This is a genomic window from Enterobacter cloacae complex sp. IR5428 (assembly GCF_049238585.1).
In the GTDB taxonomy this organism is placed as follows: domain Bacteria; phylum Pseudomonadota; class Gammaproteobacteria; order Enterobacterales; family Enterobacteriaceae; genus Enterobacter; species Enterobacter intestinihominis.
In genome coordinates, this window is sequence record NZ_JBMKHV010000006.1 from 142,089 (window position 1) to 162,150 (window position 20,062).

19 protein-coding genes are annotated in these 20,062 nt (G+C 56.4%); 9 read left to right on the forward strand and 10 right to left on the reverse strand.

Annotated features, from left to right (window positions below):
* Positions 1 to 44: 44 nt before the first annotated feature.
* Positions 45 to 1,979: a protein kinase YeaG gene (gene yeaG / locus ACOTXC_RS10755; protein WP_006809140.1), complete on the reverse strand. Its 1,935-nt coding sequence runs from the start codon at positions 1,977 to 1,979 to the stop codon at positions 45 to 47.
* A 432-nt stretch (positions 1,980 to 2,411) separates the two neighbouring features.
* Between yeaG and ACOTXC_RS10760 the strand changes: the two genes are divergently transcribed.
* Complete coding sequence (locus ACOTXC_RS10760; protein ID WP_023299885.1) at positions 2,412 to 3,158, forward strand: MipA/OmpV family protein; 747 nt, start codon at positions 2,412 to 2,414, stop codon at positions 3,156 to 3,158.
* Positions 3,159 to 3,224: 66 nt separating this feature from the next.
* Here the strand turns inward: ACOTXC_RS10760 and ACOTXC_RS10765 are convergent, their stop codons facing one another.
* Both ACOTXC_RS10765 and gapA read right to left on the reverse strand, forming a co-directional pair.
* The gene (locus tag ACOTXC_RS10765; RefSeq protein WP_022647789.1) at positions 3,225 to 4,109 is read right to left on the reverse strand and encodes a D-hexose-6-phosphate mutarotase; all 885 of its coding nucleotides are present in this window, start codon (positions 4,107 to 4,109) and stop codon (positions 3,225 to 3,227) included.
* Positions 4,110 to 4,183: 74 nt separating this feature from the next.
* Complete coding sequence (gapA, locus tag ACOTXC_RS10770) at positions 4,184 to 5,179, reverse strand: glyceraldehyde-3-phosphate dehydrogenase (RefSeq protein WP_006809136.1); 996 nt, start codon at positions 5,177 to 5,179, stop codon at positions 4,184 to 4,186.
* A gap of 341 nt (positions 5,180 to 5,520) precedes the next feature.
* Between gapA and msrB the strand changes: the two genes are divergently transcribed.
* A complete protein-coding gene (msrB, locus tag ACOTXC_RS10775; RefSeq protein WP_022647790.1) occupies positions 5,521 to 5,934 on the forward strand; it encodes a peptide-methionine (R)-S-oxide reductase MsrB in 414 nt (137 codons plus the stop codon).
* Between the two features lie 41 nt (positions 5,935 to 5,975).
* A complete protein-coding gene (locus ACOTXC_RS10780; protein ID WP_022647791.1) occupies positions 5,976 to 6,248 on the forward strand; it encodes a YeaC family protein in 273 nt (90 codons plus the stop codon).
* A gap of 51 nt (positions 6,249 to 6,299) precedes the next feature.
* Here the strand turns inward: ACOTXC_RS10780 and ACOTXC_RS10785 are convergent, their stop codons facing one another.
* The 4 genes from ACOTXC_RS10785 to sppA form a co-directional block, all read right to left on the reverse strand.
* A complete protein-coding gene (locus ACOTXC_RS10785; RefSeq protein ID WP_421767629.1) occupies positions 6,300 to 7,553 on the reverse strand; it encodes a glycoside hydrolase family 18 protein in 1,254 nt (417 codons plus the stop codon).
* A gap of 224 nt (positions 7,554 to 7,777) precedes the next feature.
* A complete protein-coding gene (gene pncA, locus ACOTXC_RS10790) occupies positions 7,778 to 8,419 on the reverse strand; it encodes a bifunctional nicotinamidase/pyrazinamidase (RefSeq protein ID WP_421767630.1) in 642 nt (213 codons plus the stop codon).
* Between the two features lie 9 nt (positions 8,420 to 8,428).
* Complete coding sequence (ansA, locus tag ACOTXC_RS10795) at positions 8,429 to 9,445, reverse strand: asparaginase (RefSeq protein WP_023305945.1); 1,017 nt, start codon at positions 9,443 to 9,445, stop codon at positions 8,429 to 8,431.
* A 62-nt stretch (positions 9,446 to 9,507) separates the two neighbouring features.
* On the reverse strand, positions 9,508 to 11,364 hold the full coding sequence (gene sppA / locus ACOTXC_RS10800) for a signal peptide peptidase SppA (protein ID WP_023299888.1): 1,857 nt from the start codon (positions 11,362 to 11,364) through the stop codon (positions 9,508 to 9,510).
* 167 nt (positions 11,365 to 11,531) lie between these two features.
* On the opposite strand from sppA, the gene ACOTXC_RS10805 reads away from it, so the two are divergent.
* From ACOTXC_RS10805 to ACOTXC_RS10815, 3 genes are all read left to right on the forward strand, one after another.
* Positions 11,532 to 12,083: an NAD(P)H nitroreductase gene (locus ACOTXC_RS10805; protein WP_045621414.1), complete on the forward strand. Its 552-nt coding sequence runs from the start codon at positions 11,532 to 11,534 to the stop codon at positions 12,081 to 12,083.
* 116 nt (positions 12,084 to 12,199) lie between these two features.
* Complete coding sequence (selD, locus tag ACOTXC_RS10810; RefSeq protein ID WP_038415874.1) at positions 12,200 to 13,243, forward strand: selenide, water dikinase SelD; 1,044 nt, start codon at positions 12,200 to 12,202, stop codon at positions 13,241 to 13,243.
* A gap of 4 nt (positions 13,244 to 13,247) precedes the next feature.
* Entirely contained in the window at positions 13,248 to 15,170 is a 1,923-nt protein-coding gene (locus tag ACOTXC_RS10815) for a DNA topoisomerase III (RefSeq protein WP_421767702.1), read from the forward strand.
* A 114-nt stretch (positions 15,171 to 15,284) separates the two neighbouring features.
* On the opposite strand, the gene gdhA is transcribed toward ACOTXC_RS10815, so the two are convergent.
* On the reverse strand, positions 15,285 to 16,628 hold the full coding sequence (gene gdhA, locus ACOTXC_RS10820; protein WP_421767631.1) for an NADP-specific glutamate dehydrogenase: 1,344 nt from the start codon (positions 16,626 to 16,628) through the stop codon (positions 15,285 to 15,287).
* 225 nt (positions 16,629 to 16,853) lie between these two features.
* Here gdhA and ACOTXC_RS10825 point away from each other — a divergent pair, with 225 nt between their 5' ends.
* Positions 16,854 to 17,126: a YnjH family protein gene (locus tag ACOTXC_RS10825; RefSeq protein ID WP_022647799.1), complete on the forward strand. Its 273-nt coding sequence runs from the start codon at positions 16,854 to 16,856 to the stop codon at positions 17,124 to 17,126.
* Here the strand turns inward: ACOTXC_RS10825 and ACOTXC_RS10830 are convergent.
* Positions 17,086 to 17,502, reverse strand: coding sequence for a pyrimidine (deoxy)nucleoside triphosphate diphosphatase (locus ACOTXC_RS10830; protein ID WP_421767632.1), 417 nt, complete (start codon positions 17,500 to 17,502; stop codon positions 17,086 to 17,088). The two genes, ACOTXC_RS10825 and ACOTXC_RS10830, sit on opposite strands and share 41 nt — an antisense overlap.
* A 75-nt stretch (positions 17,503 to 17,577) precedes the next feature.
* Here ACOTXC_RS10830 and ACOTXC_RS10835 point away from each other — a divergent pair, with 75 nt between their 5' ends.
* Complete coding sequence (locus tag ACOTXC_RS10835; protein WP_023299893.1) at positions 17,578 to 18,150, forward strand: carboxymuconolactone decarboxylase family protein; 573 nt, start codon at positions 17,578 to 17,580, stop codon at positions 18,148 to 18,150.
* Positions 18,140 to 18,757 (forward strand): CDP-alcohol phosphatidyltransferase family protein, encoded by a 618-nt coding sequence (locus ACOTXC_RS10840; protein WP_023299894.1) that lies wholly within the window; start codon positions 18,140 to 18,142, stop codon positions 18,755 to 18,757. Before ACOTXC_RS10835 ends, ACOTXC_RS10840 begins: the two co-directional genes overlap by 11 nt.
* Here ACOTXC_RS10840 and ACOTXC_RS10845 read toward each other — a convergent pair.
* On the reverse strand, positions 18,754 to 20,061 hold the full coding sequence (locus ACOTXC_RS10845) for a sulfurtransferase (protein ID WP_421767633.1): 1,308 nt from the start codon (positions 20,059 to 20,061) through the stop codon (positions 18,754 to 18,756). The genes ACOTXC_RS10840 and ACOTXC_RS10845 overlap by 4 nt on opposite strands.
* Between the last annotated feature and the right edge of the window lies 1 nt (position 20,062).

Sequence of the window (20,062 nt, forward strand, 5' to 3'; positions counted from 1 at the left end):
CGGACATTTTGTTGGCCCGGTAAGCGCGTTACCGGGCACTTGTTTTAAGACGATTTACGCACGCGCAGATACCATTCACAAAGCAGGCGGACCTGTTTGCGCGTATAGCCTTTTTCCATCATACGGTCGACAAAATCGTCGTGCTTTTTCTGCTCGTCGGTTGAGGTTTTGGCGTTGAACGAGATAACCGGCAACAGCTCTTCCGTGTTAGAGAACATTTTCTTCTCTATAACCGTGCGCAGTTTTTCGTAGCTGGTCCAGTTTGGATTGCGGCCGTTGTTATGCGCTCTGGCGCGCAGCACGAAGTTCACAATCTCGTTTCGGAAGTCTTTCGGGTTGCTGATCCCGGCCGGTTTCTCAATTTTTTCCAGCTCTGCGTTCAGGGATTCACGGTCAAACAGCTGGCCGGTATCCGGGTCGCGGTACTCCTGATCCTGGATCCAGAAGTCAGCGTAGGTGACGTACCGATCGAAAATGTTCTGGCCGTATTCGGAATAGGATTCCAGGTAGGCGGTCTGGATCTCTTTGCCGATAAACTCGGCGTATTTCGGGATCAGGTAGCCTTTCAGGAACTCCAGGTAGCGTTCAGCCTGCTCCTGTGGGAACTGTTCACGTTCAATTTGCTGTTCCAGCACGTAGAACAGATGAACCGGGTTGGCGGCCACCTCCGCGTGGTCGAAGTTAAAGACGCGGGAGAGGATCTTAAACGCGAAACGTGTCGACAGGCCGTTCATCCCTTCGTCGACCCCGGCGTAATCGCGGTATTCCTGGTACGATTTGGCTTTCGGGTCGGTATCCTTCAGGCTTTCGCCGTCATACACGCGCATTTTGGAGTAAATGCTGGAGTTTTCCGGCTCTTTCAGGCGCGACAGAATCGAGAAGCGCGACAGCGTTTCCAGCGTTCCCGGTGCGCAAGGGGCATGGACCAGCTCACTGTGGTTGAGCAGTTTTTCGTAAATCTTGATCTCCTCGGAGATCCGCAGGCAATAAGGCACTTTGACGATGTACACGCGGTCAAGGAACGCCTCATTGTTTTTGTTGTTACGGAAGGTCACCCATTCAGATTCGTTCGAGTGGGCGAGGATAATCCCGTTAAACGGCAGGGCGGAAATACCTTCCGTCCCGTTGTAGTTCCCCTCCTGGGTGGCGGTCAGCAGCGGATGCAGCACTTTGATCGGTGCTTTAAACATCTCGACGAATTCCATAATCCCCTGGTTGGCGCGGCACAGCGCACCGGAATAGCCGTAGGCATCCGGGTCGTTTTGCGCGTGATGTTCCAGCTTACGGATATCGACTTTACCCACCAGCGCCGAGATGTCCTGATTGTTCTCGTCACCGGGTTCAGTTTTAGCAATGGCGATCTGCTCGAGGATAGACGGCCACACTTTCACGACGCGGAATTTGGTGATGTCCCCACCAAACTCGTGCAGGCGTTTTGCCGCCCACGGCGACATGATCGTACCGAGATAGCGATGCGGAATGCCAAACTCTTTTTCCAGAATTTGCGCATCCTCTTGCGGATTAAACAGGCACAGCGGATGGTCATTGACCGGGCTGCGCTCGCCGTTGGCGCTCAGCACATAGATCGGCACGCGCTGCATCAGCGCTTTCAGCCGTTCAGCCAGGGAGGATTTACCCCCGCCGACGGGACCCAGCAGGTAAAGGATCTGTTTCTTCTCTTCCAGCCCCTGAGCGGCATGCTTCAGGTAGGAGACGATCTGCTCAATGGCATCTTCCATACCATAGAACTCTTCAAACGCCGGGTATCGGGCGACTACCCGATTCGAAAAAAGACGGGAAAGCCGTGGCTCCAGTGCAGTATCAACCATGTTTGGCTCACCGATAGCCATCAATAGCCGTTCTGCCGCATTGGCATAGGCACTGCGATCTTGCCGACAAATGGTAAGAAACTCCTGCAGTGTGAACTCTTCGTCCTTGGCAGCTTCGTAGCGCTGGCGATAGTGATCGAATATATTCATGGCATGCCGTCCTTTCGTTTTTTAGCACAGGATAAGAGCCGTTCGTATGAGTAGTGGAGGCTCCCGGAAGAGAATCTTTCGCACCTCACTGCCAGAGCAGCAACCTGTGTGCCAGGTCGAAGGCTATGAACCGCAGGGTGTTCAGCAAAACCTCTTCTTAAATTAAAGCGTAGATGGCAATTGCAAAACTTGCATACGGATAAAATCTACTTTCAATGACATATCAATAACTCATCCAAAAATTTCCACTGCGGTTATAAGCGAAAAGGGGGTTTTTCATTTATCGGTCACATAAATGAAAGCGGGATGTCATCTGAAAAATGAAAAATAATGGGTTAATCAAATGGATTCGCGCGCAAAAAATTTTGGGATGTACGGGAATGGCGGTTACACTTCACCCGCTGATTATTTGACTACAGGAAAGAATGGATTGTGACCAAACTCAAACTTCTGGCATTGGGCATCCTTGCCGCTACCGCAGCGAGCACCGTACAGGCTGAGAGCCAGTGGACTGTTGGCGCGGGTGCTGGCGTGATCAACAGCCCGTACAAGCAGTATGACCGCGACGTTTATCCTGTCCCCGTTGTCACCTATGAAGGCGATAACTTCTGGTTCCGTGGATTGGGCGGCGGCTACTATCTGTGGAACGATACGGCCGATAAGCTCTCCATCATGGCCTATTACGACCCAACGTACTTTAAACCAGGCGACAGCGACAGCAATGCGCTTCGTCAGCTGGACAAGCGCAGAAGCTCACTGATGGCCGGGCTTTCATATGTGCATAACACCCAGTATGGCTTCCTGCGCACGGCGCTGGCGGGCGATACCCTGGACAACAGCAATGGCTTCATCTGGGATCTGGCGTGGCTTTATCGCTATACCAACGGCGCGGTGACCCTGACGCCGGGTATCGGTGTGCAGTACAGCAGCGAGAATTACAATGACTACTACTATGGCGTGTCTAAGGCTGAGTCTCGCCGCAGTGGTCTGAAGAGCTACAGCGCTGATGATGGCTGGGATCCGTACCTGGAACTCACCGCCTCCTATAACTTCCTCGGCGACTGGAACGTGTACGGTACTGGCCGTTATACCCGTCTGAGCGACGAAGTGAAGGACAGCCCGATGGTCGACAAGTCCTGGTCCGGCATCTTCTCCGTGGGTGTGACCTACAAGTTCTGACCAGAACGTGATGTCTTAAAACGGGGCGCTTGCGCCCCGTTTGTTTTTTATGGTGCCTGATAAATATTAGCGCTTCACAATCTTGATCGTCTGGCCTAAGCGGGACGGTTTTTCTTCGCTGGTTTTCTGCGGGGCGGTCACGCACGCGGTTTCCACACACACGAAGGTCTTGTAACCGTCATCCGGGATATCTGCCATGCTGACGGAAAGGGCAGGGCCCGGGTTCCAGCCCACCACGTTGCTATGGTGGTGGTGAACCACGTCAATGCCGCGGTTCAACGCGCTGTCGTGGATGACGCTACAGGCTTCCGGGTGCAGATACACGCGATCGGTACGGTCCGGGAAGCTCTGAACGCCGTCGTCCAGCCTGCCTTCTTTCGCGTTGTCCACTTTGTCGATAAAGGTATCGCCAAGTCCGCTCACCTTAACGGCCTGAATGTCGCCTACGTTGAAATAGGTGTGCAGGGCGGACGTTGTTTCGAATTCGCCGTGCGCTTCCAGTTCTATCTCGCAGGTTTTACCCAGCTTGAAGCGGGCATAGAGGGTGAATTCATGTGGCCACAGGGCGCGCGTTTCATCATTTGCCTGAAGTTCAAAGGTCAACACCGCGCCGTTATCATCTTCGTTGTGGGCTTTCAGCGTCCACTGCTGGTTACGGGCGAAACCGTGAGACGGCAATCCCTGCTGCGCTGACGGACCAAACCATGGCCAGCAGATCGGTACGCCGCCACGGATCGCCGCCCCTTTTTTGAACGAGGTGGCCTCGCTCAGCCACAGGCCTTCTTCTTCGCCTTCTGGTTTCCAGGAGAGCAGGTGGGCGCCATTGAGCGCTACGGAGGCTTTAACGCGCGGATGATCGACGACGATGATATCGGCGCCGTCAATCTGACGGCGGGAGAGCACAGGGGTAAGTTGTTCGACTACCGGAAGTGCAAAAATTTTATTAATCATTAAGCAATCCTCTGTCTAAAAACAATAAAAAAGGCGACCGAAGTCGCCTTTTAGGATCAAGCACTCATCTCAACTTATTTGGAGATGTGAGCGATCAGGTCCAGTACTTTGTTAGAGTAGCCAGTTTCGTTGTCGTACCAGGAAACCAGTTTCACGAAGTTGTCGTTCAGTGCGATACCTGCTTTAGCATCGAACACGGAAGTGCACACTTCGCCGTTGAAATCGGTAGATACAACGTCGTCTTCGGTGTAACCCAGAACGCCTTTCATCGGGCCTTCGGAAGCAGCTTTAATTGCTTTCTTAATTTCTTCGTAAGAAGCAGCTTTTTCCAGACGAACGGTCAGGTCAACAACGGATACGTTAGGAGTTGGAACGCGGAACGCCATACCAGTCAGTTTGCCATTCAGTTCTGGCAGTACTTTACCTACTGCTTTAGCAGCACCGGTAGAAGATGGGATGATGTTCTGAGCCGCGCCACGGCCGCCGCGCCAGTCTTTGTGAGACGGGCCATCAACGGTTTTCTGAGTAGCGGTGGTAGCGTGAACGGTAGTCATCAGACCTTCGATGATGCCGAAGTTGTCGTTGATAACTTTAGCCAGCGGTGCCAGGCAGTTGGTGGTGCAGGATGCGTTGGAAACGATATCCTGGCCAGCGTAAGTTTCGAAGTTTGCACCGCGAACGAACATTGGGGTGTTGTCTTTGGAAGGACCAGTCAGAACAACTTTCTTCGCACCCGCAGTGATGTGTTTACGTGCAGTTTCGTCGGTCAGGAAGATACCGGTAGCTTCAGCTACAACGTCAACACCGATTTCGTTCCATTTCAGGTTAGCTGGGTCTTTCTCAGCAGTAACGCGGATGGTTTTGCCGTTAACAACCAGGTGGCCGTCTTTCACTTCAACGGTGCCGTCGAAACGACCGTGAGTTGAGTCGTACTTCAGCATGTACGCCATGTATTCAGCGTCCAGGAGATCGTTGATACCAACGATTTCGATGTCAGAACGTTTCTGAGCAGCACGGAAAACAATACGGCCGATACGGCCAAAACCGTTGATACCTACTTTGATAGTCATATATTCCACCAGCTATTTGTTAGTGAATAAAAGGTTGCCTGTAAAATTACAAAAACCTTACGCAGCGTCAAGCGGAATCGTGTCAATCATTGCGACAAATCAATCCTGTGACTAACGTTTGTGCGACTGACTCGCCTCACTTTCCCTTTGAGCTAGCAACCACATGGGGGCTGCGCCCGGAATTTTAAAGGCCTCGCAGGATTAAAATGTGAAATTGATCACAATTGCCTGACCGCCTTTTCGCGACACATAAGTTTAGATCAAAAGTGCACGCGCGGGTGTTAATGTTTTGTTAGAATCTGGGTTAAAAGATGTCTGTTTCAACAGCGAGATGTAAGCATATGTCGAACCAACATAACCCCGACGATTTGAAAAAAAACCTTACAGAGATGCAGTTTTACGTAACGCAAAATCACGGCACGGAACCGCCGTTTACCGGGCGTTTGCTGCACAATAAACGGGAAGGCGTCTACCACTGCCTGGTGTGTGATGCACCGCTGTTTAACTCCCAGACTAAGTACGATTCTGGCTGCGGCTGGCCAAGCTTTTACGAGCCTGTCAGCGATGATGCGATCCGCTATCTGACGGACTCCTCGCACGGCATGGTGCGCACCGAAATTCGTTGTGGGAATTGCGACGCCCATCTCGGGCATGTCTTCCCGGATGGCCCGCAGCCGACGGGGGAGCGTTTCTGCGTAAATTCGGCTTCGATGAGCTTTACCGATGACGAAAACGGCGACCAGACCAAGGGTTGAAAAAACGATTCAGCAAATTATTCCTTTGAAAGGGAGAGATCGTGAATATTGATGACATGATTGCAGGCATGACCCCGGAGGTTTATCAGCGCCTGGTGACGGCCGTTGAGCTGGGAAAATGGCCGGACGGTGTGGCGCTCACACCTGAGCAAAAAGAGAACAGCTTGCAGCTGGTGATGCTGTGGCAGGCGCGTCACAATACCAACGCCCAGCACATGACCATCGACACTAACGGTCAGATGGTGATGAAAAGTAAGCGCGAACTGAAAGAAGACTTCGGCATCACGCCGAAGCCGATTGCAACCTTCAAATAAATCTCCTATGTAGGCCGGGTAAGGCGAAGCCGCCACCCGGCACACTACACCTTAGTGCGGGATCCCAAGCGACTCCGCCAGCTGCTTCGCTAACTGGTTGTTGTCATCCGCGCCATACTCCCAGAACATCGCCCCGGCGAGACCTTTCTCCTTGATATAATCGGCTTTAATCGCCACGGAACGCGGGTTCTCATAGGAGATCGCAAACAGCGCCTTCCCGTCGGCGGATTTTACCGACAGCCACGGCACCTTCGCCTGTTCGTCCCAGTGCTCGGTAAAGCGTTTCTGCGGATCGTTTAGCAGTTTGCGGACGATATCGTTGTATTTCACGTAGGTATCTTTGGTCAGGTCATAGCCAAGCGATTTGAACAGGCCCAGTTCCTGCGGCCCGAAGTAGGGCTGGGTGACCGGATTGTTTTGCGCGTCCGGTTTACTCCAGTCGATACCCGGTTCAACGGCGCGCTTCGGTACACGACCGTAAAAACCGATTCCGAGGTTCATTTGCTGCGGCTTAAGGCCGGCGGCCAGATAGTTATTCACCACAAAATCAACGCTGTATTTGTCTGCGGCAGCCACCGTTGGCCAGGCGCTGGAGTCATACAGATTCGCGTTAAAATACTGCGTCCCGTACGCCATGTCGTAGGTCATCAGGTTGATGTAATCGAGCAGGGGGGCAATGGCCTTCACATCCACCCAGCTTTTCGGACTTTCTGCATTTGCGCCCACCGCAATCGTGACCAGTTTTTTCATACCAAACGCGTCACGCATCTCTTTTAACAGCGCGGTGAAATTATCCCTGTCGGCTGGGGTGCTCTCGACCAGTCCCCACGCGCCGTTGACCGGGAACTCCCAGTCGAGATCGATCCCGTCCAGGCCGTATTGACTGACGATCTGCTGCGCGGAGCGAATAAACACCGCGCGGCTCTCTTTGGTAGCCGCTGCGCCAGAAAAACCACGTGCGCCCCAGCCGCCAACGGAAAGCAGCACTTTTAAATTCGGGTTTTGTTTACGAAGCTGAGGAAGTAACGCCAGGTCGGATGCCACCTTGGGTGATAACCAGATTTGATGCAGTTTTGCCGGATCTTTCAGTGCAGGGTTGGTTTCGTCTTTCTCGTTGTTATAGACCAGACCAAACGAGTAGTTGAGGTGTGTGATCTGGCGGACATCGAGTTTATTGATATCGCCACCCGGTCCGGCGGTAACATCGCCACCGCCATTGAAGTAGCCCACGGACATCAGGGGCGCGGCGGAAGCCAGTGACGCGCAAAGCAAGGGTAATGCTGCCAGCAAGGGCAAACGTTTCATATAAGTTCCTCTTTGACTGAATAAAAATAACCACGCCACAGAAAAGGCGTGGCGAAAAAACAGCCTGAAGAGAATACCATCTCCGCTTCGCTTGTGATGCGAGGGAGTTCACTTTATGGGAGATCGGGGAGGGGGTTTTGCCGGGTGGCGCTGATGCTTACCCGGCCTACAAAACCAGAGAAAGTAGGCCGGGTAAGGCGAAGCCGCCACCCGGCTAACAAAGCTTACGCCTGCGTCTCCATCCAGTCAGCCAGCGTATACAGCGTTGCGCCTTCTGCGGCCATATCCATAAACGCCTGGGCGCTGTCATGCGGCTGAATATTCACCCCGCGACAGCCGTCGGTAATGACATTCACGGTATAGCCCAGCTGGAGCGCATCCAGCACGGTGAACTTCACGCAGTAATCCGTCGCCAGGCCCAGCACAATCAGCTCGGTGATCCCATGATGGCGTAACCATGCGTCCAGCGCCGTCTTCTGGCGGTGACCGTTATCGAAGAATGCGCTGTAGCTGTCGATGGTTGGGTTTTCACCTTTGTGGAACACCGCGTCGATGGCCTTCTGGTTCAGCAGCGGATGCAGCTTAGCGCCTTCCGTCTGCTGCACGCAGTGATCGGGCCAGAAGGTTTGCGCCAGTCCGTCCAGTTCGCCCTGGCTGTAAGGCTCAACGTTGTGCTGGCTGGCAAAGCTGCCGTGGTTTGCCGGATGCCAGTCCTGACTCGCCACCACCGCTTCATCACGAGCCTTACACCACTCAATCAGCGAATTCGCGACGTCTACGGTGCTGTCGCCTTCCGCGACGGCCAGCGCACCGCCCGCACAGAAATCATTTTGCAAATCGACCAGTAACAGGGCGCGTTGCTTCATGGGAACTCCTTATTCGTCCGGCGTAAGTTCACCGCGCAGGTTTTGCATCATGGCGCGGCGAATGGAATCAATATCCAGATCCTGACTCAGTAAATAGTGAAGTTTAGTCAGCGTTGCCTCAACGGTCATATCGAAACCACTGATCACGCCAGCGTGCGCCAGGGCGTTGCCGGTGGCGTAGCCGCCCATATTGACCTTTCCGGACATACACTGGGTGAGGTTGACCACCACAATCCCGCGATCGCTCGCCTCCTGAAGCTCTTTCAGGAACTCACCGTTCTGCGGGGCGTTACCCACGCCATAGGAGCGCAGGATCAGCGCCTTCACCGGTTGGCGCAGGAAGTTGCGCACCACGTCGGCGGAAATACCCGGATAAATCGTCACCACGCCAATCGGCTGCGGGGTGATCGGGTGAACGATCAGCTCGCCTGCAGTATTTGGCGCGGGCGGCGTGCCCAGACGACGGATATGGATCCCCGCTTCCAGCAGCGGTTGCAGGTTAGGTGAGGCAAACGCGTCAAAGCCGTCAGCGTGCGCTTTAGTGGTACGGTTCCCGCGGTACAGTCGGTTGTTGAAGAACAGCGTTACCTCGTTGATCGGGTAATTAGCGGCCACGTACAGGGAGTTAAGCAGGTTGATCTGCCCGTCTGAACGCAGTTCCGCCAGCGGGATCTGCGAACCGGTCACGATGACGGGCTTGCCCAGGTTCTCCAGCATGAAGGAGAGCGCCGAGGCGGTGAACGCCATGGTGTCGGTGCCGTGCAGGATCACGAAGCCGTCGTACTGGTCGTAATGGGCTTTAATATCGTCCGCAATATGCTGCCAGTCTTCCGGCGTCATGTCGGAGGAGTCCATCAGCGGCTCATATTCGTGGATGGTAAAGTCCGGCATTTCCGGACGGTGGAATTCAGGCATCAGCGCCAGCTGGCGCTGCAAGTGGCCAGAAACCGGAATATAGCCATTTTCTGAGCGCTGCATACCGATGGTACCGCCGGTATAGGCGACATATATTGATTTCTTCTGCATGGTAATGAGTTCTTGTTCTTCAAAAGAAAAAATCCCCTCTTAACGGGAAGAGGGGACGGTTTTTAACGCACGTTCGCACAGGTCAGGCAAAACGCGTAACGGCTTTGCGGATCGTTGAAAGTCGCGAGCTTATCGCTCTCCGCTTTCATGGCTTTAGCCGCCGTCGCCACCGGCGCCGGCAGATACGCCTGAAGCGCTTCCGGCAGCATGGCGCGGACGGAGCCGGACATGCTGTCCATGACCATATCGAAGAACGTCGGTTCGTCCTGATAATAGTCAACGTGCCACTGCTTGAGCTTCGCCAGTTCCGCCGCTTTCTTCACGGCATCGTCGAAGTCACCCAGGCTGTCTACCAGACCGTTGCTCTTCGCATCCTGGCCGGTCCAGACGTGGCCCTGCGCGATCTGGTCAATCTGGTCTGGCGTCTTTTTACGGGAATCCGCCACCAGCGTGATGAAGCGCTTATAGCCACTCTCAATGCTGAGCTGCATCATCTCGGACACCTCAGGCGGCAGAGATTTAGTCACGGACACATCCGCCAGCGGCGAGGTGGAAACGCCGTCGGTATGAACGCCGAGATAATCCAGGCTGTTCTCTACGGTGTTGATCACGCCGAAGATGCCAATCGAGCCGGTCAGCGTGCTTGGGTTAGCCACAATGTAGTTGGCTGGCGTCGAGATCCAGTACCCCCCTGAAGCCGCCATGCCCCCCATCGAGACCACGACCGGCTTGCCCGCGGCACGCGCGGCGGCCAGCTCAGCACGGATCACCTCGGAGGCGCTGACGCTGCCGCCAGGGCTGTTCACCCGCAGGACAATCGCCTTCACTTTCGGATCCAGACGCGCATCGCGGATCTGCGACGCGGTGGTGTCCCCGCCGACGTTCCCCGGCGTTTCTTCACCGTCCATAATGGCCCCGTTAGCAAACACCACGGCGATGCTGTCACCGCTGTCATCCGGCTTTTTCGCGGCGTAGTCATACATGCTGATGGCGCTGTAGTTCTTGTCCTCTTTACTCCAGCCGAACTGTTTGGTCAGCGCTTTTTCGATTTCAGCGCTGGAACCCAGCCGATCGACCAGTTTGTTATCAAGCGCGTATTTCGCTGTATCGCCGTCCACTTTGCGCAGGCCCTCCAGCACACCGCGCGCGCCCGGGAAGACCTGCTCAGCGGTCATTTGACGGTTAGCGGCAATGGTGCCGAGATAGTTCTGCCACAGCTCGCCAATCCAGCGGCTGTCCGCTTCACGGGCGGCAGGGGACATATCATCACGGATAAACGGCTCCACGGCAGATTTATAGGTCCCGACGCGGAAGACGTGGGTAGTGACCTTCAGCTTGTCGAGCAGCGATTTGTAGTACAGACCATTTGTGGCGAAGCCATGCAGATCGACCGTGCCCTGCGGAGAGAGCCAGATTTTGTTAGCAAAGCTCGCCAGATAATATTGCCCCTGGGTGTAGCTGTCGCCGACGGCAATGACCGGTTTACCGCTGTCGCGGAATTCCCGCAGCGCTTTCCCGATGTACTGCATCGAAGGCTGATCGGCTCCGGCAAAATCTTTCAGATCCAGCACGATACCGGTAATGTTGCGATCGTCTTTGGCCTGACGGATCGTGTCGACGATATCAAACAGGGAGTTTTCCTGCAGGCGGTCTGAAGTCGCGCCGAACAGCTGGCGGCCAATCACGCCCAGACGGTTGCTGGTCGATGGCTTATCAACAATCACCCCGGTGATATCGAGGAGCAGTGCGCCGCGCGTCGAATTCTGCGCCTGGCTGGCGCTGCTGAGATGCATCCAGATACCTGCGCATACCAGGACCAGGAAGATGAAGAAGATATTCATCACCAGGTTGCGGACGAAGTTGAGCAGTCGCCACGTCCATTTAAAGAAACCGGCAAAGATTCGCCAAAGGGTTCGCATGTATTCTCCCTAACCAGAAAAGGACTGTTTCCGTCGCCACAGGACGGTAATGTGCGGTTATCGTAATGACCCAACCGCCACTTGTCAGCAGGAATCGCCTGCCACGCTGTAACAAATTCTGCTGTCGTGTTAATTTTGTGAGTAAATTTCACGAAAGGAGTTAACCAATGGACGCACTTGAACTGCTTGTTAACCGTCGTAGCGCTTCCCGCCTGGCCGACCCGGCCCCCGTCGGCGAGCAGCTGGAAAACATTCTGCGTGCCGGAATGCGTGCGCCGGACCATGGCACATTGCAGCCGTGGCACTTCTTTATTATTGAAGGCGAAGGGCGCGACCGCTTCAGCCAGCTGCTGGAGCAGGGGGCGGTTGCCGCAGGCCAGGATGAGAAGGGGATTGATAAAGCCCGCAACGCGCCGTTCCGTGCGCCGATGATCATCGCGGTAGTCGCAAAATGCCAGGCCGACCATAAAGTGCCGGTCTGGGAGCAGGAGATGTCTGCCGGTTGCGCGGTAATGGCAATGCAGATGGCCGCCGTCGCGCAGGGCTTTAACGGCATCTGGCGTACCGGGCCGCTGACCGAGAGCGCCGCCGTGCGGGAAGGCTTCTCCTGCGGTGAACACGATAAAATTGTCGGCTTCCTCTATCTCGGCACCCCGCAGCTTAAAGCCTCCAGCACCATTAGCGTGCCGGACACCACGCCTTTCGTCAGCCGTTTTTAATTACACGCGCTAAACTGTCTGGATTCTGAGCATCCGCCGCAGAATTCAGACAGTCATACTTACCTCTTTATGGAATGAGCGCTACCATAGCGCGATTGAGATGACAGGAGACGTCCATGAGCGAGCAAACCATTCGTTTAACGCAATACAGCCACGGAGCCGGTTGCGGTTGTAAAATTTCCCCGAAAGTGCTGGAGACCATCCTGCACAGTGAACAGGCGAAGTTTGTCGACCCGAACCTGCTTGTCGGTAACGAAACGCGTGACGATGCAGCGGTTTATGACTTAGGTAACGGCACCAGCATTATCAGCACCACTGACTTCTTTATGCCGATTGTCGACAACCCGTTCGACTTCGGACGCATTGCGGCCACCAACGCCATCAGCGATATCTTCGCGATGGGCGGTAAGCCGATTATGGCGATCGCCATTCTGGGCTGGCCGATTAACACCCTCCCGCCGGAGATTGCCCGCGATGTCATCGAAGGCGGACGCTTTGCCTGCCAGCAGGCGGGTATTGCCCTGGCCGGTGGTCACTCTATCGATGCGCCGGAGCCGATCTTCGGCCTGGCCGTCACCGGCGTGGTGCCGACCGAACGCGTGAAGCGCAACAGCACCGCGCAGGCGGGCTGCAAGCTGTTCCTCACCAAGCCGCTGGGCATTGGCGTACTGACAACCGCCGAGAAAAAATCCCTGCTGAAGCCCGAGCATATTGGTCTGGCAACGGCAGTGATGTGCCAGATGAACCTTGCCGGTGCGGCATTCGCCAGTATCGACGGCGTGAAGGCCATGACCGACGTGACCGGCTTTGGTCTGCTGGGACACCTCTCTGAAGTCTGTCAGGGCGCGGGCGTGCAGGCGCAGGTCTGGTATCAGGATGTGCCGAAGCTGCCGGGCGTGGAAGAGTACATTGCTCAGGGCGCCGTTCCGGGCGGGACGCAGCGCAACTTCGCCAGCTACGGCCATTTAATGGGCGAAATGCCGGAAGCGTGGCGCAATCTGCTGTGCGATCCGCAAACCTCCGGCGGCCTGCTGCTGGCGGTGACGCCGGAAGCAGAAGCTGACGTTCAGGCAACGGCGGCCGAGTTTGGCATCACCCTGACGGCCATTGGCGAGCTGGTGACCGCCCGCGGTGGCCGCCCGATGATTGAGATCCGTTAATTCGATGCGGTTGTTTATTGCCGAAAAGCCGAGTCTGGCGCGAGCCATCGCCGACGTGCTGCCCAAGCCGCATCGCAAAGGTGATGGCTTTATCGAATGCGGTAACGGGCAGGTGGTCACCTGGTGTATCGGTCACCTGCTTGAACAGGCGCAGCCGGATGTCTACGACAGCCGCTACGCCCGCTGGAACCTCAACGATCTGCCGATCGTGCCGGAAAAGTGGCGTCTGCAACCGCGTCCTTCCGTCACCAAACAGCTCAACGTCATTAAGCGCTTCCTGCATGAGGCGACGGAAGTGGTCCACGCGGGTGACCCGGACAGGGAAGGGCAACTGCTTGTCGACGAAGTGCTCGACTACCTGGAGCTGGCACCGGAAAAGCGCCAGCAGGTGCAGCGCTGTTTAATTAACGACCTCAACCCGCAGGCGGTGGAGCGCGCGATTTCGCGCCTGCGCGCCAACAGCGAATTTATTCCCCTGTGTGTCTCCGCGCTGGCGCGTGCGCGTGCCGACTGGCTGTACGGGATCAACATGACCCGCGCCTACACCATCCTGGGACGCAATGCGGGCTATCAGGGCGTACTCTCTGTTGGGCGTGTTCAAACCCCGGTGCTGGGGCTGGTGGTGCGTCGCGATGAAGAGATCGAAAATTTCGTCGCCAAAGACTTCTTCGAAGTCAAAGCGCATATCGTCACGCCGAAAGACGAACGCTTTACCGCCGTCTGGCAGCCGAGCGATGCCTGTGAGTCATATCAGGACGAAGAGGGGCGGCTGCTGCATCGTCCGCTGGCGGAGCACGTGGTTAACCGCATTACCGGCCAGCCCGCGATCGTTACCAGCTATAACGACAAACGGGAATCAGAGCCCGCACCGCTGCCGTTCTCCCTTTCGGCGTTGCAGATCGAGGCCGCGAAAAAGTTTGGCCTGAGCGCGCAGAACGTGCTCGATATCTGCCAGAAGCTCTATGAAACCCACAAGCTGATCACCTATCCGCGTTCGGACAGCCGCTATCTGCCGGAGGAACACTTCGCCGGACGCCACTCGGTGATGAATGCCATTGGTGTCCATGCGCCGGATCTGTTGCCGCAACCGGCGGTAAACCCGGATACCCATAACCGCTGCTGGGACGATAAAAAAGTCGATGCCCACCACGCGATAATCCCGACGGCGCGCACCAGCAACGTCAACCTGACCGACAACGAAGCAAAGGTCTATAACCTGATCGCGCGTCAGTATCTGATGCAGTTCTGCCCGGACGCGGTTTTCCGCAAGTGCGTTATTGAGCTGGAAATTGCCAAAGGCAAATTTATCGGCAAAGCGCGTTTCCTCGCGGAAGCGGGCTGGCGCACGCTGCTCGGCAACAAAGAGCGTGACGAAGAGAACGACGGCACGCCGCTGCCGGTCGTAGCCAAAGGCGATGAACTGCTGTGCGAAAAAGGCGAAGTGGTTGAACGTCAGACCCAGCCGCCGCGCCACTTCACCGATGCGACGCTGCTTTCGGCCATGACCGGGATCGCCCGTTTTGTGCAGGATAAAGATCTAAAGAAGATCCTCCGCGCCACCGACGGTCTGGGTACGGAAGCAACCCGCGCGGGGATTATCGAGTTGCTGTTTAAGCGTGGTTTTCTCGAGAAAAAAGGGCGCTATATCCATTCGACAGAGCCGGGCCGGGCACTGATTCACTCCTTGCCAGAGCTGGCCGCCAGACCGGACATGACCGCGCACTGGGAGTCGGTGCTGACGCAGATCAGCGAAAAGCAGTGCCGTTACCAGGACTTTATGCAGCCGCTGGTGGGGACGCTTTATCAGTTGATTGATCAGGCGCGCAGCACGCCAGTGAAGCGATTCCGGGGGATGGTTGCCCCGGGTGGCGGGGCGAAGAAACCGTTCAAAAAGAAAAAAAGCGCAGCCAAAAATACCACCGCTTAAACCGTAGGCCGGGTAAGGCGAAGCCGCCACCCGGCAAAAAGCAGCTCTGCGGCCTGAAAAAAGCCCGGTGGCGATAACGCTTACCGGGCCTGCAAGGGCGAGAATGCAGCGAAACTAAATCACACCCTGCCCGATCATCGCATCGGCCACCTTCACGAACCCGGCGATGTTGGCGCCGCGCACGTAGTTGGTCTGTGAAGCCTCACCGCCGTACTCCACGCAGGCATGGTGAATATCAAGCATAATGTGGTGCAGACGGGCATCCACTTTCTCCGCCTTCCAGCCCATTCTCGCGGCGTTTTGTGCCATTTCCAGACCGGATGTTGCCACCCCGCCCGCGTTCGCCGCCTTGCCTGGCGCAAAGAGTACGCCCGCGTCCAGGAACAGATCGGTCGCTTCAATGGTGGTGGGCATATTTGCCCCTTCCGCTACCGCCTTCACGCCATTGCTAATCAGCGTCCGGGCGGCATCCACGTCCAGCTCGTTTTGCGTCGCGCACGGCAGGGCGATATCCACCGGCACACCCCACGGCTGTTTACCTTCCAGATAGGTCAGGCCAAACTCTCGGGCATAATCCGCCACGCGGCCGTCACGGCTGGCTTTGATTTCGCACAGACGCGCCAGTTTTTCTGCTGTGAAGCCAGCTTCATCCACCACGGTGCCGCTGGAGTCGGAGGCGGTCACTACGCGCGCGCCAAACGCCATCGCTTTCTCGATAGCGTACTGCGCCACGTTGCCGGAGCCGGAGACCGCCACGCGCATCCCCTCGAAGCTCAGCCCGTGACGCTTAAGCATCGCTTCAGTGAAATAGACCAGACCGTAACCCGTCGCTTCCGGACGAATCAGGCTGCCGCCAAACGACAGACCTTTGCCGGTAAAGACGCAGGCGCTGTTGTTGGAGAGCTTTTTCATCATCCCGGCCATAAAGCCCACTTCACGACCACCCACGCCGATATCCCCGGCAGGAACGTCGGTGTCCGGCCCAAGGTGGCGATAGAGCTCAGTGACCAGCGCCTGGCAGAAGCGCATCACTTCGCCTTCGCTCTTGCCTTTCGGATCGAAATCACTCCCGCCTTTACCGCCGCCCATCGGCAGGGTAGTGAGCGCATTTTTAAAGGTCTGCTCGAAGCCGAGGAATTTCAGAATCGACAGGTTCACCGAGGGATGGAAGCGCATCCCGCCCTTAAACGGCCCAATGGAGGAGTTAAACTGCACGCGCCACGCGCGGTTGACCTGTACCTGATTGCGATCGTCCACCCACGCCACGCGGAACTGGATGACGCGCTCTGGCTCCACCAGACGTTCAAGCAGCGCCATCTGGCGGTAGCGCGGATTTTCCTCAAGGAAGGGCCACAGGGTGGTCATGACTTCACGAACGGCCTGGGCAAACTCGCTTTGGTGCGGGTCGCGCTGCTGTACATGGGCAAGAAAGCTTTCCAGAGAGCGTGTCTGATCCATAGATATAAGAACCTCTTATAATAATTTGTGCGTGTGGCGGAGATGTTTTGTGTCGTTTTTTTGACTATACCACCCGCACCGCTTTGAGAGGCAAGCAGAAATTTAGGCCGAAAGGGAAATTAATGACAAGCCGCGCGTCATAACCAAAAGCGATGACGAGATAAATTAAAGATCCCGTCAGGATCTACCGTTATAGATATAAACGATGCAAAGGAAATTAAGTCTATGAACCGTTTCGCAATGGCCGCGTTATGTTTGATGGTGTCCGCCGGGGCACAGGCTGATCGCATTCGCCCGGATGTCGAAGTTAACGTGCCGCCAGAGGTTTTTAGCGCTGGCGGACAGCGTGCGCAGCCGTGTAATCAGTGCTGTATCTATCAGGATCAAAACTATTCCGAAGGCGCAGTGGTCAGGGCGGATGGCGTGCTGTTGCAGTGCCAGCGTGATGAACGCACCCTCAGTACAAACCCGCTGGTCTGGCGTCGCGTAAAAGAATAAACGCTTCCAGCAGCGGTATATCCGCCGGGGCTAAATCATACGTGAACGCGTCTTCTGGCGTGCACCACACCAGCGACGAGTGATAATGCGCCTTCAGCTCACCGCTAAATTCAGGCACATGCCAGGCGTGGAGGTGAATCAGCCGCTGCGACACCTCTCGCTGGTGGCTTGCCACATACCGCGCGGGCACGGCTTCAATGCCGAGCTCTTCGTGCAGTTCGCGGATCAGCGCTTCCTGCTGGGTCTCACCGGCTTCAACCTTTCCGCCCGCAAATTCCCACATTCCTGGCTGATCGGCATGTTCGGGACGCTGCGCCAGCAAAATTTTGCCCTCTTTTTCGAGGATGGCCGCAACCACATCGAGTGTTTTCAGCATGTTCGTCAATAATTAATAGCGAAAAACGACATATTATCGTGCCCTGCCAAAGAGTCCAGTCATCAGGAGAATCAGGTGAAAGAGACAGCCGCCTGGGTTGCGCCCATGGAAACCCTTCCCGTCAGCCTCAAGCCCATTGCTGCCATGCAGAAAAAACACTTCGGCGCGGTGCTGAACCCCACGCGCTGGTGGGGGCGTATGCCGCGTCTTTTCTGGCTGGTAGCGCTATTTGTCGGCTATCTGGAGCGGCGCAAGGCGCGTTTGACGCCGGTTCTGCGTTCGTTACTAATGACGCGGGTCTCGCAGATCTGCCACTGCGCATTTTGTATTGATGCCAACAGCCTGCGTCTGGCCGAGCGGAGCGGGGCGCTGGATAAAGTGCAGGCCGTCAACGACTGGCAAAATTCCACCCTGTTCAGCGAAGAGGAGCGCGCGGCGCTGGCCTATGCGGAAGCGGTCACCGCCACGCCGCCTCAGGTGGATGAAAATATCAAAAACCAGCTGAAGCGCCACTTTAGCGAAGAGACTATCACCGAAATGACGGCTCTGATTGCCTTTCAGAACCTTTCCGCCCGCTTTAACGCCGCGCTGGATATCCCGGCTCAGGGCCTGTGTGCCACGTTTAAAGGTAAACCGCATGCTGGATAAACATCTGCATCCACGGCTGAAGCCCGGGTTAAATCAGCTGGCCGCCGCGCTGGATAAACCGTTTATTACGCCTGATGGGTTAACGCTCGCCGGGTTTGCGATTGGCGTACTGGCGTTACCGTTTCTGGCGCTGGGCTGGTATCTGCCAGCGCTGGTCGCCATTGTGCTGAACCGGCTGCTGGATGGTCTGGACGGTGCGCTGGCGCGTCGCCGTGGCCTGACGGACGCGGGAGGATTTCTTGATATCGCCCTCGACTTCCTGTTTTACGCGCTGGTACCGTTTGGCTTCGCGCTGGCCGCTCCGGCTGACAATGCGATTGCCGCCGCCTGGCTGCTGTTCGCGTTTATGGGGACGGGCAGCAGTTTCCTGGCCTTTGCCGCGCTGGCGGGGAAGCATAATATCGACAACCCCGGCTACGCGCACAAGTCGCTTTATTACATTGGAGGATTAACGGAAGGAACGGAGACCATCGCGCTGTTTGTGCTGTGCTGCCTGTTTCCGGCACACTTCACGCTGTTTGCCTGGGCGTTTGGCGCGTTGTGCTGGCTGACCACCACAACGCGCATCTGGAGCGGTTACGTGACGCTGAAGTCACTCCCCCGCTAGCGTGTACTCTCCGGTCCACGCTCCCCGGTGGAGACCGGGTTCTGCGGATGGCTGCTCCATTCGTACCAGCCGCCGTCGTAGACGGCAACGTTTTGCCAGCCCATGGCGCGGGCGTACATGAAGGCTTCAGACGCGCGCCAGCCGGTGCCGCAGTAGAACGCAACGTGCTGCTCCGGCAGGATATTCCACGTCTTCCACATGGCGGCAATATCATCGGCGCTACGCATGGTGCCATCCGGATTGTGGAAATCTTCCATGTGGGTCGCGTCGCTACCCGCATGGCCCCAGCGCGCACCGGCAATGTCACCTTTTGGCTTGATATAACTGTAGCCGCTGGTTTCACCGATAAACTCTGGCCAGGAACGAATGCTCACCAGTGAGGCGTCCTGACGGTGCAGCATTCCCCGGGCCTGTTCCATATCCACCATCAGCCGGGGCTGGCCCGGGATCGGCGCGCCAAAATCAGGGGCTGGCTTCACGTTCTCAGGTGTTCCGCGCTCAACGGGCAGGCTGGCGTCTGACCATGCCTTCCAGCCGCCGTCCAGAATACGCACATCCTTCACGCCCGCGTAGAGCATGATCTGCGCCACGCGCGCGGCGGCATATACGTCGCGACCGTACAGAATGACGGTGGTATCGTGACGGATCCCGTGCTTCGCCAGCATCGCTTTCAACTTTTCGTCAGCGACCTTATTCCACAGCGGTTCGCTTTCCACTTCATTGGTGTCGATGTAGCCCGCGCCGGGAATGTGGCTCAGGAGATAAAGCTTCGGCGCACCCCAGCCAGCCTCGATCACCTTCCACTCTCCGGCTGGTGCGGCGGTAACGGGTTTGCCCTGCTGCAACAGGTGGATCCACTGCGGATAAACCAGCTGTTCAAAATGTGCCAGACGTTGCAAACGGTCGGATTGTTGCAGGGCATCGCTCAGGATGGAAACGTGGGTAAAACCCGCTTTTTCCAGCCGCGTTTTGACGGTCTTGTTGTCATCATCGTTGCCATAGAGCGCAACCGGCATGTCGGGCGTAATCCGATGCTGTTTTGCCCAGCCGCTGAGCTGTTCATCGCTCATTGCCCCAAGCCAGCCTGCAGAGAGATTAAGCGCGGCGGGTTCATGCCCGGACGTTCCGCGCAGCGTCTGCGGCCAGCCGTTAAAGAACGCACTGACGCGCGTATCAATTACCGCGCCGTTTTGCGCCTGGAGCTGGTCCAGCGTGAGGGAGTGGGGCATATCAGCCGCCATGGAGGAGAGTGAGGCGAGGCCGCAGATCAGAGCTAGCGCGGTCAGTTGAGAAACACGTTTCATC